A 16,612-nucleotide genomic window follows, 5' to 3' on the forward strand; every position below is an offset into this window, starting at 1 on the left:
TTCTTTTTTTATATACGTTTATTGCGCCTTGAGGGTCACTTCAAACTTCGCACCGACATCACCTACAAATACAATTTTGCCGTTGCTAGGAAGTTTGACTTGCTTAAGACCGCTAATGGTAAAGTAATTCACACATACACCATTCTCATCATAGACGGCAAAGGAACTCTTGGTTGGCAGCTCTACTGTCATTATCTTACCTGTTGCCGTTTCAGGAACTCCATACCATCTAGCATATCCATCTGATTGGATCGTTACCATAGATTGCGGGCCTGCATAAATCGGTTTAACCGCATCTTGATGTATAAATAATTGATTGCCAATCTTTAAATACTCCACACCATTTTTATTTTCAAAAATAAGATCCGCAAGATCGCGCCCAGCGATGGTTGGGATTTGCACGGTCATTTCTGCTTTATTAGGTCCAGTTATTTTATTCGAGCCCATATAACCAGGTGCGTCAGGGAACATAGCGATTCCAGCTACCGGCATACTCATGTAATATTGGGAGCTGTACTTCTCGCTGACATCAAAATACAATTTCCCTTGACGCTGCTGCCATGCAGTAATGACCTCTTGAGATAGGGCATTAGGTTCAAGCTTCTCAGCTGCATATTGGGTAACGGCAGTTTCACCAAGTCCTGGAATTACCCCATACCCTTGACTCCAAAGATAGATACGGCCATTGCTCTCCTTCACAAAGCTAACTTTACTTGTACCCTCGGCATCTAAAAATTCACCGTTCGAATTATATGAAAATTTCTGTGCTGGCATTGTAGGAGCTATAATCGAAGATATACTCAATTCCCCAGCTTTACTAACTTCTATCTTCATTAGTTGCGTAGAATCACCATAGACACCCGCATAGTTTACCAATTCTTGCGGCATATCCTCTTTGTTCGAAGCTTTAAAGGTAGGTGTAGCTTTCAGTTCCTTAATAACTCCCTTTTCCTGTAAGGCACTGAGTAAAATTTCGTTGGCAAGCATCTGGTCCGTTGTACTTGCTCCGCCAGAAGATATTACTGCTGCTGCCATCCGTTGTTCGGGCAATACAACTAATGAGGTATGATACAGACCCGTATCTCCCCCCTTTGTCAAAGCCTTGATTTCGTACTGGTTAAATGGATATAAGTTCACACTGTCCCAGCCTAATCCATAAGCTAACGAATTATCTGTTCCCTTAGGCCATATTCCACGCTTATATTCCTCTTGTTCCATCGCTTTCACAGACTTTTCTGACAAAATGCCAGTCGATTGGCCCGTAAAAATAGTTGCAAAGCGCACCAAGTCCTCTGCAGTGGAATAGATACCACCTGTTCCAATCACATTAATGGTTTCTTTGGGTAAAGCTGCTGAGTAGGTAGCATTGTAGACACTAGCCAGCTGAGAAGAAGCTACAGAATCTACAGGCGTTTTCGTATGTTCAAGCCCTAGAGGTTCTGTGAAATTTTGATGAATGAATGTGGTAAAGTCCGTGCCACTGACCTTTTCAACAATCAACTCAGCCAACGTAAATCCATCATTACAATATACTGAGTAGGCACCTGGATCGGCCTTCAGACGTTGTGTTGACAACGTTTCTAGTAAACTATCTTTTGCAATAGGATCAGAATCATTAAATAAGAAAGAATTGGATAAGTTCGAGCCAGCAAGACCTGAGGAATGATTCAACAGCATCCGTACAGTGATTTGCTTATAACGAGGATCTTCCATCGTAAAATTATTCAAATAAGATACGACTGAACCGTCCAAGTCTACTTTCCCTTGCTCAACAAGCTTCATAATAGAAGCTGTTGTATACATTTTACTCGTTGAGCCAATTCCATACATCGTTGTAGCGCTTGGTGCTGTCTTACTCTCCACATGACTATATCCAGATTGACCGCTCACAACGATATTATCGCCATCAATAAGAGCATATTGGAGACTAGTCGTTCCCAGCTTTTCCGTTAAGAATGCTGCCTTCTCTGCTGCCACCTTCTGAGTGTTCACATACGTTTGCCCTTTGCCGCTATCTGCTGCTAATGCACTCGTAGGGACATACATTACCAGTAGAAGCAATGCAACTAATAGGGATGCCAAATTCTTCTTCATACATAACCTCCCGATATGAAATCGTCATCCTTTAAAGGATAATTTATCCATGGAGTAATGTAAAGGAAGTTTGCAATATTGGGACCATGTATCTAATCTACTAATTCTACTTTATCTCCGATTCGAATTTGCCCAGTTTTGATTACTGAAGCATAAACTCCAAAATGCAAATCAAACTCTTTATGCAGTTTTTTCAAAAGTACTGGGTCCTTCTGGAGACTATCCGGGTCCATCGTAATCACAACACATCTCTCACAAAAACTATCTACCTGTAGCTGTGCGTCCCCAATGTTAAGCCGGCGTCCAATCCAATCTCCTTCAAAAAGAGAATCATCATTCAGCGCAATAACAAAATTCCCGCGAAAACGCCGTTGATCCAAGGAATGCCCCCAGGTTGCCTCCAGTTTTTTTAAGCTGGCATCCGTAATGAGTAGAATACTAGCGCCATCCACGGATAGGAGCTGCGGATGTTCTGGCTGAGGATGTGCAGCTTTTAAACCAGACATAGTGATTGGAGTTTTGGTTTGGCTTTGGATTTCTTCCAATAGATTATCATCCCATCCAAAGGTTCGCCCGTCTGATGCCGTTACATGGATTTGTCCATCTATAAATTGCGCTTGATAGGTAAGCATATTCGGAATATTTCTAGCGGTGATATATTTTCGCCAGCCCTCTTTTGACTCATCGTAAAAGGAGCAAAAACGGTCACCAAGCATTCCATACGGTTCAATTATACAGCTTTCTAAATTCTCACCCGCAAATGACTTGACCGGGTAACGATTAATTCCTTGAATTTCACCAACAACTGATAACATGATACAACGCCTCCACTTGTCTTAAAATGCAACGTATCTTCCCATTCTACCTGATTTTATTTAACTGTTGTATGAATATCTAATAACCCAGAAATTTTATATGTTTTATTGAGTTATATGTTTTATACTATGACTGTTGGATATATTGCATTTTGAGATAACACTCACTCCCCTATAAAGAAGAGAGGTAACCTGCTGTGCGGACAAATGATTTTCAAGGTTTTGACTTTGTTTTTACCCAAGCCGTGATGGGTATGGCCCTTATTTCGCTTGATGGAACGTTCCTAAAACTGAATTCAGCATTATGCGACCTCTTGGGGTATGATGAAAACGAGTTAACGACACCCTCTCCAACCGTCCGTACCCTTCTAGATCAGATTCATAAATTCATTTCATTAGGAAGCTCTCTTCCATCTACGAGTACTGATCCGCAGAGACTCGAATTAGATTATTTCCATCCAACCGGACACCGGTTATCTTTAAACGTCTCCTTATCTATCCTTTCGGATGACATTGGTAAACCTATATTTTATTTTACTCAATTCGAGAATAAGACCCTGATCAGGGAAATGGAGACTCAGCTTCAGGTTGTGAAGACCCATCTACTTGAAAAAGAGAGCTCTTTTCTACAGCTGCTGGAGGAACTGCCTCAGCCCGTGCTTATCACTAGGGGAGGGATTGTTCTATATGCAAATTCGGCAGGTTTACAATTAATCCATGCAGAAAGCCTAGATCAAGTACTTGGTCTATCGACTATGGATATTGTAGACTACTCTAATTATGAAATTCTCTCAGAACGAAGAAAGAAATTCAACACTGATAGAACAACAGGTTCTGTCTGCTACCTGATTAATTGTTTAAATAACCAGCAGAAATATGTGGATGGGATTACATTGCCAATCATTTATGAGGGAAACGAAGCGTACATTGGCATATTCAAAGATATATCCGAGCAAGTATTGGAAGATGAACGACTGATACAGTCCGAGAAATTATCTACAGCAGGACAGTTAGCCGCTGGAATCGCTCATGAAATACGGAATCCTCTTACAGCCATTAATGGCTTTATGAAGCTACTGCGCTCTTCCGAGCGGATGAATGATAAATATATTTCCATTATTGAGTCAGAATTGAAACGCATCGAGTTCATCGTCAACGAACTGCTTGTCTTATCTAAACCCCAAACCACTCATATTAGTAAACCAGTGGATTTATTGTCTTTGCTGGAACAAGTCACCACACTAATGAATGGACAAGCTGCCCTAAAAAATCTCAAGATCCTCCCTGTCTGTACTGATCAATCCATTTGGATTAATGGTGAGGCTTATCAGATGAAGCAGGTATTTATTAACTTACTTAAAAATGCGATGGAAGCAATGAATCATGGGGGAAACATCTATATTCATGTGCAAACCTATGACAGAGAAGCCCGAATCAGTGTGCAGGATGAAGGCTGTGGGATGACAGAGGAACAGATCAATGCCCTCGGCAAACCATTTTATACGACCAAAGAAACAGGAACAGGCTTAGGTTATATGATCACACAAAATATTATACATAATCATGGCGGAGCGATCTCTGTAGAAAGTACTCTGGAGCAAGGAACAACTTTTACTGTGAGTATTCCAACGATCATTACACCTGAGGAACCTATCATGTAGAAGATGTGGTATCGCAACATCATGCAAGAATGCCCCTAATTTTCACATTATAATGGTTATACATTATTGGAAAAGAAGGTGCAGCAATGACTCGTGAAGTTCGAACTGTAGTTTTCGATCATGACTTAAAATTTGAGGCGTATCGATTCGAAGGTATTATGCAGAAGTTTCCCAACCATTTTCATGACCATTATGTCATAGGTTTTATTGAACAAGGAAAGAGACATCTGCTCTGTAACCAAGAAGAGCATATTCTTAACAGCGGAGATGTGGTCATCTTTAATCCGGCGGATCCCCATGCCTGTGAACAGATAGACGGGAGAACGCTTGACTATCGCTGCATCAATATTCAGCCGGAAGTCATGCGTGAGTATGTGCTAGAAATTACCGGCATAGGCTACTTACCGCGGTTCACACACAACGTTCTCTACCAAAGTGAACTGTCGAACCCTTTACACGACCTGCACCAAATGATATTAGAGGATCAATCCGATTTTCAAAAAGAAGAATTGTTTCTATTTCTCCTGGAGCAGCTTCTGAGAGAATACACGGAGACAGAAACCCCCTATCCAGCTCAAGAGCCTACTTCTGAAATTAAAATCATTTGCGATTACATAGAGTTACATTATGCGCAGAACATTACGCTAAACCAGTTAAGTGAATTAAGCGGCTTAAGTAAATATCACTTGCTGCGTTTATTTACCAGACAGAAAGGAATATCACCTTACCGTTACTTGGAAACTATTCGCATCAACCATGCCAAAAAGCTTTTAGAACAAGGAATATTGCCAATAGAAGTGGCCTCTCTAACCGGATTCAGTGATCAGAGCCATTTCACAAATTTTTTCAAAAGACTCATAGGCTTAACCCCTAAGCAATATATGCGTATATTTGTTCAGCAAACGGGAGTAAAGTCATCAATGGAACTTACGAAATGATAAATCAACGCAAGATTAACACAGGACATCTGCTGGCATTACTTACGATTTTAATCTGGGGAACCACCTTTATCTCCACTAAAATACTGTTAAAAGACTTTACGCCTGTGGAAATTCTGTTCTTCCGTTTTCTTATTGGGTACTTTGTACTGTTACTGATCTATTCACGTCCAATCCGAACTACATCCTTTAAAGAGGAATTACTCTTTATCTCAGCAGGTCTTTGTGGGGTCACGTTATATTTTCTTATAGAAAATATTGCCCTAGTCTATACCCTTGCATCCAATGTAGGTGTGATTGTCTCCATCGCTCCATTTTTCACGGCGGTGATCGCTCATTTCTTTTTAGAAGAAGAGAAATTTCGTAGGCAGTTTATTATAGGATTTTTGATAGCCTTGGCAGGAATTATATTAATTGGGCTGAACGGGAGTTTTCTTCTGCAGCTGAACCCCATCGGTGACTTGCTGGCATTGCTGGCACCTGTGGTTTGGGCAATTTATTCAGTGTTGATGAGAAAAATAAGCGTATTAAAGGTTCATACTATAGGGGCTACCCGCAGAGTATTTTTCTATGGTCTGCTGTTTATGCTGCCTGCTCTGTTTCTGTTTGATTTTCAGCTAGGTCCGAGTAGATTTAAAGAAATTTCAAATGTAGCTCACCTGCTTTTCTTAGGTTTGGGTGCCTCGGCACTGTGTTTTTTGACTTGGAATAAAGCTGTAGGGATTCTAGGGGCTGTAAAAACAAGTGTATATATCTATATTGTTCCTGTAATTACAGTGGCAGCTTCCGCCCTTGTTCTGAATGTAAAGATCACCTGGGCAATTCTAACGGGAACTTTTTTAACGCTTATCGGTTCTTATATTTCCGAACGCAAACCTAAATAAACAAAATATCTTTAACATTTAATAAAAAGAAGCCCCAGCAGCGTGATGCATACTGGAGCTTCTTTAAGTTTCATTCCATACTCAGAACAACGAGACAGGAATAAGCTTTCTTCCTCCCTTGATCAGGGTTGATTCCAGCATGTCCCCTTTGACGCCTCCAAAATAAAGCTGCCAATACACGCCAAAACGCACGCTGACATCATTCTTGACAAGCTCCGGCGGCGTAACAATCAGCCATTGGAATTTGAGTGCCTTGGAAATTTCGAAGACGGGGTCAAGCACGTTATTGGAGACCATTTCTCCGAAAGGATTGTCATATAAAAAGACCGTCCACCCTTTATTCTCACGATTCACCCGTTTATGCGTCATGATCATCATTGCGACCAGCAGCTGTACAGATTGACGTTGCCCCCCACTGCCGACAGCTTCATCCAGTGCGCCGCGATTAATAATCTCCCAGTCCGAATAATGATAATCTTCCGGTGCGGCGTAGAGGAAATAATTCTCCGTTACCGGTTTATACACCTGAAGAACTGGAAAGCGGTTCTGCAGCGCCGCATAGACAATTCGTCCGTCATTAATAACCTCTTTGATTACCAGTGCCGGCACTTGTTCTATCTTTGGATACTTTTTGAGCAATTCATTGATACATTGATTGAAGTAGTCACTCACCATCGGCTCTACCTCATCGCTTGTTCTTGGCACATTGATATTCTTGTAATTCAGACGTACCAGCGGGAAGGCATAATTATTCTCGTTATGAATAATCATCCGGCGTTCCATTCGCTTCATAATATCAATGATTTGTACCACTCTTAGAGAAGCCCGGCCTACCCACATCTTGCGGGAGAGATCCATGCCTTCCTTATCGCTTTGAATGCTCTCGATCTGATCACGCGAACTGCGTAGCATGGAATCTAGGACTTGCAGTGCAATAGCGAAATTATCCCAATGGACCGTATTCAATCGATCTAGAATCTTGGTCTCCAGTTCGGAGTTCCGTTCATTTTTCGCAAGTTTTTCGGTTAATGAATTTTTCTCTTCCTTCACCTTTTTGGAGATCTCATCCTGTCTAATCCGGCTATCCTTGATGCGGAGAAGCCAGTCGGCTACTAGAGGCTCGCAGCTTTCTCTAACCCTCAGCGTTATTTCTTCTGGTACACTCCGTAGGTTGACGCGATCCTCAATATGCGCATTCATTATTTTGATTTGATTGGATAAAGTCTGGATGAGGACATCCATTCGATCCAAGGATCTTTTACACTGGTTAAGCATAAGCTCATTCGCTTGGCAGCGCTCCTGAATTTCTGTCTCCTTATCCTCTAGCACCTCATTCCAAAGCTCCACGGCACGTTCATGTTTCTCCTTGATACCCTTCTCTACTTTGCGCAACTCTTTCTGCAAGTTCTCCAATTCAGTCTGGCAGCGGATGTAACCGTCGTGAACAATCTGATAGTCTTCCTCCAATGAAGTAGTATCCGTCTTTTGGCGATTTCTTGCAGCCATTATAGACTCGGCCGTTTCCGTAGGTTCAGTCGCCTTCCGCCAATTCACATCCACTTGATTCAGGCTGGATTCAAGCTCAGCCAGATTCTCGCTTGCTGCCTTAATCTGTGCAGCTCTTGTCCGAACTTCCAGCTCATTTTCGGTAAGTGATTGCTGCAGGCTTTCAACGGTACTGAGCTGCTGCAATAGAAGATTCTGCTCTACAGGATCTACAGGTAGGACTTCTCCTTCATCAGAAAGCTGGCGATCTGTTGGGAAAACAATCTCAGGAAACCATCGTTGCAGTCTAGGGAACATCGCGTATTCGGTTTCTCTCGTCCATTTATTGCGTTGTCCGCTCAAGCTTTCCATTTGCACCTTTAGGTGTTCAAGCTGCTGATCTTTACCTGCTAACTCTTTGCTCACCAGATTCTTTCGTTCGATTATTTTTTGTTTTTCCTTATAATCTTGTTCCTGTTTCTTCGTCCGTTCAATCCAAGCTTGCAGAACCCCCGCTCTCTGCTCATGTTCCACACTTAGAACTTTGTTCTCAGCGAGCTCTCGTCCGATCCGGGTAAGCGTCCCCTCATTCTCATCCATCTCATTGCTCAGATTGATAATGCTCTGCTGAAGTTCAGCCTGCAGTTTAATAAGCGCATCATGCTTGGCTGTAAGCGTCATGGTATTCTCGACTTGAAATAAACGTTCATACTCCTGACGCACCGATTTCAACTTAGATAAATAGGCTTCAGAGTCCTGAAGGATCTGCTCCTGTTCCTTGAGCTTCCCCTGAATACTGCTCTTCCAATCCTGGAAACGATCCGGCTGCAAGACCATTTGCGGCCCTTGATTCGCAAAAAGCATGAAGGATGCTTGATTCGAAGCTGCCATCTCTTCACGAATAAAGATCGGCACCGCTGATTTCAGCAAGGTGTCCTTCATCAGTTCCGGCTGAATTTTATCAGCTTCGCGCCGGGTCAAAATCAAACTATATGGAAGTAACGGATATTGCTCCAGTTCTTCCTCACGTTCAAGATACGGACGGTCATTTAAGTAGGAACTACCTAGCGTTGATTGAATCTTTAACGAATCGAGTGTATCTTTGACCGTCAGAATATCTGAATTGGGTAGCCAGTAGGATTGGTTCTGAAGTTCCACATCCATGAGCTGATTATAGTAATCCCGTCTGGAACGTTTAGTCTGTTGCTCTATTTCATCTATTTTTCGGATAAAACGTGCCGGGATAACATCTTGTTCTTCAAAAAGGCCAGTAGCACCTAAACGATTGTGCTCTTCATACATTTCCAGCAGCACAACGAGCTGTGACCATAATTGGGATTCTTTCTGAGTCTGTGACTCAAGCAGAACTCCAAGCTCGTCCGCTTCACGCTCATAAGAACGCCGTTTCTCGCTCAGCTCAGCATGACTCTTATGCAGTGCCAGCTTCCGAATCTCTTCCTGCTTGCGCTGTTCTTCCAAGTCTCCAATGACTTGAAGAATCGTTTTGGCCGCTGAGACCGTACGCTGCAGCGCAGCTGCCGGAGAATGGGCGGCATCCTGCCCATATTGGGCTGCGAATGCTCCGAGTTCTTCCGTGTATTGCCGAATAGATAAGGTCAAATCATTGATCTGATTATCCAGCCCGGCCAGCTCTACCAAGAACCTTTCCCTTTCCTTGCGCAATTCCCTTTCTTCCGCCGTCAGGTCTTGCTGCGCTGTCTCAAACTCTCTAATCGTTTGCTGCCAGAGATTAAACACCACATCCCACTGTTTCCGCAGCTGTTCCTTGGCTGCCTGAATGACCTCTTGCTGTTCTTTCATCTCCAGAGAACCTTCGATAGCTTGAATTTCTTTTTGCCACTGCTCAATTTGCCGGGTATGGAGCAACCGTTTAGCCAGAAAATAAGCTACTTCAAGCTTCTTCTCTTGCGCTTTGGAATCCTCCAACCGACCACGCGCACGGCTCTGATCATCACTGAGCTTCTTAAACTCTTCTTGCTTCAGTTCCGTTTCTTCCTTGCTGCGTAAGTATTTAAGATTGTCTGTCTCAAAGCGCAGTTGCTTCGCATCCTGATAACGTCCAGCCAGTTCATCAGCAATCTTACTTCGCTCAACTTCTGCATTTCTCTGCTCTTCATAGATAACCGTATAGATTTGGCGTCCACGTAGTTCAGTTTCTTGTACTACGTTTTCCGCCTCCACGCCAAGTTTCACCAGCTCATAAAGCGGTGCAGCCATACCAAGAAACTCTGAATAGACCTGCTCCCGCTGTTCAAGCATCGGCAAGCGCTGAGCCACTGTTGCTGTATCGATAAACATCCGCTGCAGCGTATTGTCGTCTTCCTTTAATCCTTCATTCAGACTAGATCCGATTTCAGGAATAATCAGCTTTTCGAACAAGTTATGATTGGTGAAGGCATCATTCTTTTTAAAATAACCTTTGATACCGCCCTCTTCACCATTGATCCGCCGCATATTACGCCACTCGGCGATATGGATATCCCGGATAGCCAGGAAGTCATAATATCTTTTCAAATCCGAGCTATGGCTGCCAAAAGGTACAATCTCTCCCCGCCGATCGCGTACAAATTGCTGGATCGTTTCAAAACTCGTAGGTTCAGCAGTCACTTCGTCAAATAACGGCAACGTTGATAGCGTAAGTTCAGCCGCTTCACCGTAATCTGTAAGTGCGTACAGCAAGTAATCCACTTTGATATCCTGCTGATCAAGCGAATTATGTGCCGTCATAGCAATTCCCGTAGTCATATACTCATTGCGCTCATTGTTGTCGAGATGCCATTCGATAGCTACGTGAAAAGTGTACGGTTTAAGTTGTTTTTTATGATTATGAAAAAAAGCCTCAACCTGGTTCTCACTGTCTTTGCCCCATGGTGTTTTGGGCATTAACAGCTGAAAAATGGATTGCAGCAGTACTCCCTTTCCACCGCCATTCATGAGCGTAATAAGCGTATTAGCGGGTCCCTCTTCGTTGCAGAGGTCCAGAATCATATCGTCGTATTTCTTGAGCATCTTCTCGTATTTAAGTCCTGTAATTCGTATGCGTTCAATCCGCGGCATAGGTAGCACCGTCTTTCTCAGCTAAAGTTCTTCCAATGAGGCTCTTTAATTCCTGGTATCGATCGACATCATGATATAAATAACGCATTCTCTCATACAGCTCTTCCCGAGGAAAGATACGCTTCTCTGTCTCAGAGATGAATACGAGCTTCTCCTCTTCCAGAAGTTTCATGCCTTCATGGATCAGTCCAATTCGTGAGCCTGCGCCTCTGGTCAGAAGATCGCTTTCTTCCTGACTCTTAGTCTGCATGTACAGACTGGTCCATACCTTAGACATCGCTTGGATATCAAGCTGCCACTGCTGGCTAAATCGCCCATCCTCATCCATCTGAATCCACGTCTGAAAGAGCGAGGACACCTGATCAGCAATTTGAATATAGGACATACTGTCCTGCCCCGACTTAAAATGAGTCTCATCCTGATCCATTTCGGCCAGAAAAACCAGAATAATAATATTGATAATATGTAAGTGAGTTTTACGCTCAACACGTGAATATTTGTTCTTTAACTGGGTGAAATTGGTTGCAAACACTGACCCCAGTGGATTAACCAGCAGATGGAGACGGTGCCCCGAATTCATCACCCGACAGCCCCCTTCTTTAGCAACATACTGAAGCGCATCATAAGTTCCTGCATCCTGAAGGCATTCTGCCGTTGCAGGGTCATCGAGAGGAATTACTTTTTTACGGAGCAATTCAAAAAATAGCCGCGAAGCTTGCTGTACCTGTTCTAATGTATAACTCATGTTAGTAACTTCTCACCTCTCCACGATCGTAATCATATATGGACTCATATCCAGACCAGGACACCGTACCCTTGAGGCTGGCTCTGGAGCAATGCTCGTCCGCAGCATTTTGCCGCGTAAACTCTCAAACAGAAGATCTTCTGCAAGTACATATTGGATTAGCTGTTGGCATTCATCAGAAACGCCGCCACCACCTTCTGGTGCCTGTTCCTGCACTAAAATCTCTGTATGAAAAAACTGCACCCACAGATCAACAGCATCCGGTGTATTTGCCCACCCTGTTAGTTCTTCGGCGGAAAAAGCCTCTGCAGTAAAGGTAAAGCTTCCCTGCTCAGCCAAGGCAGTAAAAACCGGCTTCCACAGATCCACTACCTTTGCCCATGGGATACCTTTAGGAATATATTGAACAGGCTCTGCGTCCACCTCATCTTCGAAATCATCCATCACTAAGTCGGGGATAAAGCCTACCTCTTGTTCCTCCCAAGCCCAAGGAAGCGGATAAACGAAGTCCTGATTCGGAGCGAATAATCCGCTGAGCAGCAGTTCAAGACTGTCACCGCTTGGCAGACCCTCTTCTTTCACCCATTCCTCCCATACGTGAGTACGGAAGTTAAACCCGGCTGCTCCCCAGAATAATTCAGGAAAGTTCAATCTTAAATTGGTCTCCATCTCAAAAATATTCAATACTACCTCAGCCAGCTCATCGTGCACACGCCTAGAAAGCTCGACTCGTTCAGAGAGAATACGGATCTCATTGAAGTCGATTACGTCTTTCTCATCATTGGCCAGCCGGGCCAGAGAACGGTGAATACTGTCAAAATGTTTGCGTTCCTCCTCGAACTGATGATGAATCTCTTCGAGTCGCTGATGCCGAGCCACTCCGAATTCACTAAAAATATGCTTCGGATTGCGGCGTAACGCATTGCGGTATTCTTGCTGTTGCTGGGTCATCTTACGGACACGGGAGATCAGTTCATTAACATCCTGAAGAGCCCGAGTTACGCGCCCATGTTTAATATGCATTTGAATCTCGAGCAGTTTGATGCTGATCTGAAATTCATCAATAATCTCATGGCTCATAAAAATGAGCTCCATTGCATATTCGGAGAGACGATAGATGGTTCTGCCATTCTCTTCCCAACTGCTGCGGGTCGCATCCTCGTCCACCGTGAAATACTTATATTTCTGCGCGGACATTTGCCGGGTCACATCATCATAGAAAAAGGATTCGAAATCTCCACCATTCCCGCTCCACAATAAACCGTCCACGAGACGCTCTACGGATTCGGTAGTCCCAAGATTGGCGATATTAAAACGTTCCAGTGCAGTCCAAGTAAGTTCTATAATATCCTCCTTGGATCTTCTCTCATTCGATTCTAGCTCCAGATAATAGACTTGAAGCAGAACGCTTAAAGACACCATTTCTTTGTACGGTTGGATTTCGCCAAGGTTCATGCCAGCCCCCAAATTCCACAGGGGATTCAATCGTTTGTTTCGTTCACCAAAATCCGACCAATTCATCTTTCTGCTAACCTCGCCATCACTTCATAATTTAAAATTTCCTGCGGAACTCTCCGGTCCTTTTCTCCCTGTACGGACAACGCCATACTTATTCTCGATCACCCTCACTAAAAGAAATAAAACCCCTATACATCCTGTATAGGGTTCTGAAACACGGGAATATATGTTTCTATTATAACAATCCTTCGAAGCTTATGCTATTTTTGTTAAACAAAATAATAGATTCTAGCCGGATGACAAAAGATCGCGGAATTACAGGGAGAAATCCCCTGATTTTTCTCTTGAAGCTTCATTAACTCTTATGGACTAAGCAAAAAAAGGCTGCCCCATAAACCATGAATTGGCTGAATGAGACGGCCCTTTTTTATTAACTACTCAGCAACTCCTTGCGTAAACGCCATACAATACTGCTCAAGTGGGCTATTAGGTAGAGGAATGACTTTAACCGTACGGAAATGATAATGCTCATAAATGGGCAAGTTGCTCGGCGTCTGTGTCTCTAACGTGCATAATGTATTGTTCACACGACATTCCGCGAGCAGCGGTGTCATGATTTTTGATACATATCCTTGGCCTCGATATTGTTCTTGCACTGCAAGCATATCCAAATGTTTATACTTCTGATCCCCAAACATTGATAACCATAAAGAACTCATACTACGCAAAATAGATAAACCACGTATAAATCCTCGCACCCCAATGATTCGGCAGATCGGTAATGACTTGATGATCGCAAGGACTATCTGTTTCATATACCTGACGTTCGAAATCAATGTCCCTGTCTGACGCTCCGAATGGAACACTAAAGCCACTGCTTCAAAGTTAGTAGAAGTCGTTAGTAAATCCGAATATGGATACAACATCTCAATGTAACGATGGAAAAAAATATTCAACACGCGTAATCTGGTTGATTCATCAGGCAAGATATGCTGATATAACGGATCATTTTTAGCAAATGCTTCGGCCAGAACACTGGCTGCTCTCGGAATATCATGCTGCTGAATTTTTAGTAATGTACTACAAATAGTTCCACCTCATTTAATAGTCTTACGAATTAGTATAACTCGTCCAATTGAATATGGCACGATGGTTCTATTGTCATTTCTTTATTGAATACGATATGATTGAAAAGATTACAAAAATACTGGGAGGTAAAATGGAAGATATTATACTGTGGCTTAAATACTTGTTTCTAGGGTTTGTTCAAGGGGCAACTGAGCCAATCCCCGTCTCTTCGAGCGGCCATTTGATCATCGCACAGAAATTGCTAGGCTTAAAACAAAATGGGCTATCATTTGAAATCTTAACAAATACGGCTTCACTAATCGCGATTTGTTTTATTTTCCGTAAAGATATCGGAAGATTGATCACTGGATTCGTTCAATTTATTCTGACCCGCAAAGAGGAATATAAGTCAGATTTCCTGTTCTCTTTGTACATCATCATCGGTACCTTGCCTGCGGTAATCGTTGCTTTACTCTTCAAGGATCAGATTGAGGATATCTTCTCGTCAGTTCATACCGTATCTATCGCCTTGCTGGTTACAGGGGTAGCTTTATGGTTGATCCGTAACCTTCGCGGCCGTAAACAAGATGGTGACTTAAAAGCGAAGGATGCAGTTATAGTCGGACTTGCCCAAGCAGTCGCCCTTATTCCTGGGATAAGCCGCTCTGGTGCAACTGTCATCTCTTCCATCGCTGTGGGAATGAAGCAAGAAACTGCTTTACGCTTTTCTTTTATGCTTTATATTCCTGTCAGTTTGGGCGGACTTGTTATGGGTGCATCTGATATTGCCCACGATCCTAACCGCTCGCAGCTAGCAATTCCATACTTGATTGCATTTATTACTACACTTATCGTTACTTATTTCTCCATGCGCTGGTTTATGGGGATTATGGCTAAAGGTAATTTGAAGTATTTCTCTTATTACTGCTTCTTAGCTGGGATACTTCTCCTCATCTTTATGTAAGACATAACTTCAATTAAAAAACCTCATGACAATCTCTGAAATTACAGAGAGAGCCTGAGGTTTTTTTATACTATTTCAACATGGATATTACTTCATCGCTCGACCGGATCTTACCTATACGAGGGAAGATAGTTTTGCATACATAATCATGCTCTTCTTTTACCATCGCGGTCATAGCGTCTTCTATAAAAACTTGATGATAACCAAGCTGATAAGCTTCTCTTGCAGTAGTATCCACACCAATCGAGGTAGAAATACCACATAATACGATCGTATCTATTCCGCGGCGCCGTAACTGCAAATCAAGATCTGTACCGAAAAATGCCCCCCACTGCCGTTTGGTAATCAGATGTGCATTTTTGATATTCGCTAATTCTGGCACGATGTTGTCCCAACCTTCTGGATAGGTGACAGAATTCATTTGTAAATCAGTTTTAGGTTTAAGCATATCTTGCCCATCTAGCCATGACACCCTCACTAGAACAACAAATCCTCCTTTCTCCGTAAAGGATTGAGCTAATTTGCAGGCATTCTCAACCACCTGAGCACTTGTATGCGGCCCCTGCTTTGGACTGAGGACAATTCCTTGTTGCAGGTCGATCACGACTAGCGCCGTTTTACTTGCCTCAATACTTTCAGATACTAAGCTTGTTAATTCTTCCATGGTCTTCTCTCCGATTACTATCAATTTTGTGTACATCTTAAAATAGACCCACTGTTAGTTAGTTTAATACAACAATTACCCTATATTACCCAATAGGTGTCCCATTAGGTAATTTAATATCTGGCTTCAAGAGAACCACATCCCCTTTATCCGGTATTCCTCCAAGAACTAATACTTCTGATAGGAAACCCGCTATATTTCGAGCAGGGAAGTTAACTACCCCAATGATTTGTTGCCCTACAATCTCTTCAGGCCTATATCGTTTAGTAATCTGTGCACTTGATGTTTTGCTTCCGATATCTGGTCCAAAATCAATTTGGAGTTTAATCGCAGGTATTTTTGCTTTTGCAAAAAACTCCGCTTTAATAATCGTTCCAACACGAACATCAAGTTTCAAAAAATCATCAATAGTTACCATTTTCCATCCCCCTATACATATTTCCGACTACTCATTTACTTATTTTGAATGTTGTACTTTAAAGATTTCGACCAAAAATACATTCCCATACCGAGTAAGGTTATTATGCCGCCTAAAAGCTGGAATAATGACATAGTTTCCCCTAATAATAGGTATGCAAGGACAATGGCAAGAACAGGCTCACCAATAATCCCAACCGAGACAGTAGTTGCTCCAATCGAGTCGATCGCTTTGGCTGACTGCCAAATCGTGTTTATTGAGCTATCGTTCTCCGTTAGCGTAATTTCGATGTCCTTCGTAAATCTCGAATTTATTTCCAAGACACAAGCTTAATGTTTTC

General features: G+C 42.7%; 13 protein-coding genes. 4 read left to right on the forward strand and 9 right to left on the reverse strand.

Going from position 1 to position 16,612, the window contains the following annotated elements:
• Positions 1–18 precede the first annotated feature (18 nt).
• Both MKZ16_RS20660 and MKZ16_RS20665 read right to left on the reverse strand, forming a co-directional pair.
• Entirely contained in the window at positions 19–2,094 is a 2,076-nt protein-coding gene (locus tag MKZ16_RS20660) for a serine hydrolase domain-containing protein (protein WP_076104973.1), read from the reverse strand.
• 92 nt (positions 2,095–2,186) lie between these two features.
• Positions 2,187–2,909: an MOSC domain-containing protein gene (locus MKZ16_RS20665; RefSeq protein ID WP_076104974.1), complete on the reverse strand. Its 723-nt coding sequence runs from the start codon at positions 2,907–2,909 to the stop codon at positions 2,187–2,189.
• A gap of 197 nt (positions 2,910–3,106) precedes the next feature.
• Here MKZ16_RS20665 and MKZ16_RS20670 point away from each other — a divergent pair, with 197 nt between their 5' ends.
• The 3 genes from MKZ16_RS20670 to MKZ16_RS20680 all read left to right on the forward strand — a co-directional run bounded on the left by MKZ16_RS20670 (position 3,107) and on the right by MKZ16_RS20680 (position 6,392).
• Positions 3,107–4,570: an ATP-binding protein gene (locus tag MKZ16_RS20670; RefSeq protein ID WP_256715487.1), complete on the forward strand. Its 1,464-nt coding sequence runs from the start codon at positions 3,107–3,109 to the stop codon at positions 4,568–4,570.
• Positions 4,571–4,656: 86 nt separating this feature from the next.
• Positions 4,657–5,508 (forward strand): AraC family transcriptional regulator, encoded by an 852-nt coding sequence (locus tag MKZ16_RS20675; RefSeq protein ID WP_076104975.1) that lies wholly within the window; start codon positions 4,657–4,659, stop codon positions 5,506–5,508.
• The gene (locus tag MKZ16_RS20680) at positions 5,508–6,392 is read left to right on the forward strand and encodes a DMT family transporter (RefSeq protein WP_256715488.1); all 885 of its coding nucleotides are present in this window, start codon (positions 5,508–5,510) and stop codon (positions 6,390–6,392) included. Before MKZ16_RS20675 ends, MKZ16_RS20680 begins: the two co-directional genes overlap by 1 nt.
• Before the next feature lie 81 nt (positions 6,393–6,473).
• Here the strand turns inward: MKZ16_RS20680 and MKZ16_RS20685 are convergent, their stop codons facing one another.
• The 4 genes from MKZ16_RS20685 to MKZ16_RS20700 form a co-directional block, all read right to left on the reverse strand.
• Positions 6,474–10,955: a hypothetical protein gene (locus tag MKZ16_RS20685; protein ID WP_076104977.1), complete on the reverse strand. Its 4,482-nt coding sequence runs from the start codon at positions 10,953–10,955 to the stop codon at positions 6,474–6,476.
• Entirely contained in the window at positions 10,942–11,700 is a 759-nt protein-coding gene (locus tag MKZ16_RS20690; RefSeq protein ID WP_076104978.1) for a DUF6063 family protein, read from the reverse strand. The genes MKZ16_RS20685 and MKZ16_RS20690 overlap by 14 nt, the downstream gene beginning before the upstream one ends.
• 12 nt (positions 11,701–11,712) lie before the next feature.
• Positions 11,713–13,221 carry a hypothetical protein gene (locus MKZ16_RS20695; RefSeq protein WP_143759049.1) on the reverse strand — a complete coding sequence of 503 codons (1,509 nt, stop codon included), beginning with the start codon at positions 13,219–13,221 and terminating at the stop codon, positions 11,713–11,715.
• 371 nt (positions 13,222–13,592) lie between these two features.
• Positions 13,593–13,973 (reverse strand): GNAT family N-acetyltransferase, encoded by a 381-nt coding sequence (locus tag MKZ16_RS20700; protein ID WP_235219572.1) that lies wholly within the window; start codon positions 13,971–13,973, stop codon positions 13,593–13,595.
• A 404-nt stretch (positions 13,974–14,377) separates the two neighbouring features.
• Between MKZ16_RS20700 and MKZ16_RS20705 the strand changes: the two genes are divergently transcribed.
• Positions 14,378–15,190 carry an undecaprenyl-diphosphate phosphatase gene (locus MKZ16_RS20705; RefSeq protein WP_036688882.1) on the forward strand — a complete coding sequence of 271 codons (813 nt, stop codon included), beginning with the start codon at positions 14,378–14,380 and terminating at the stop codon, positions 15,188–15,190.
• A 70-nt stretch (positions 15,191–15,260) separates the two neighbouring features.
• Here the strand turns inward: MKZ16_RS20705 and MKZ16_RS20710 are convergent, their stop codons facing one another.
• The 3 genes from MKZ16_RS20710 to MKZ16_RS20720 form a co-directional block, all read right to left on the reverse strand.
• A complete protein-coding gene (locus MKZ16_RS20710) occupies positions 15,261–15,854 on the reverse strand; it encodes a hydrolase (RefSeq protein WP_076104980.1) in 594 nt (197 codons plus the stop codon).
• 85 nt (positions 15,855–15,939) lie between these two features.
• The gene (gene csaA, locus MKZ16_RS20715; RefSeq protein ID WP_038572193.1) at positions 15,940–16,272 is read right to left on the reverse strand and encodes a chaperone CsaA; all 333 of its coding nucleotides are present in this window, start codon (positions 16,270–16,272) and stop codon (positions 15,940–15,942) included.
• A gap of 35 nt (positions 16,273–16,307) precedes the next feature.
• Complete coding sequence (locus tag MKZ16_RS20720; protein WP_339814665.1) at positions 16,308–16,592, reverse strand: EamA family transporter; 285 nt, start codon at positions 16,590–16,592, stop codon at positions 16,308–16,310.
• Positions 16,593–16,612 lie beyond the last annotated feature (20 nt).

It is taken from the genome of Paenibacillus sp. FSL R5-0928 (genome assembly GCF_037970385.1).
GTDB classification, from domain to species: domain Bacteria; phylum Bacillota; class Bacilli; order Paenibacillales; family Paenibacillaceae; genus Paenibacillus_AQ; species Paenibacillus_AQ odorifer.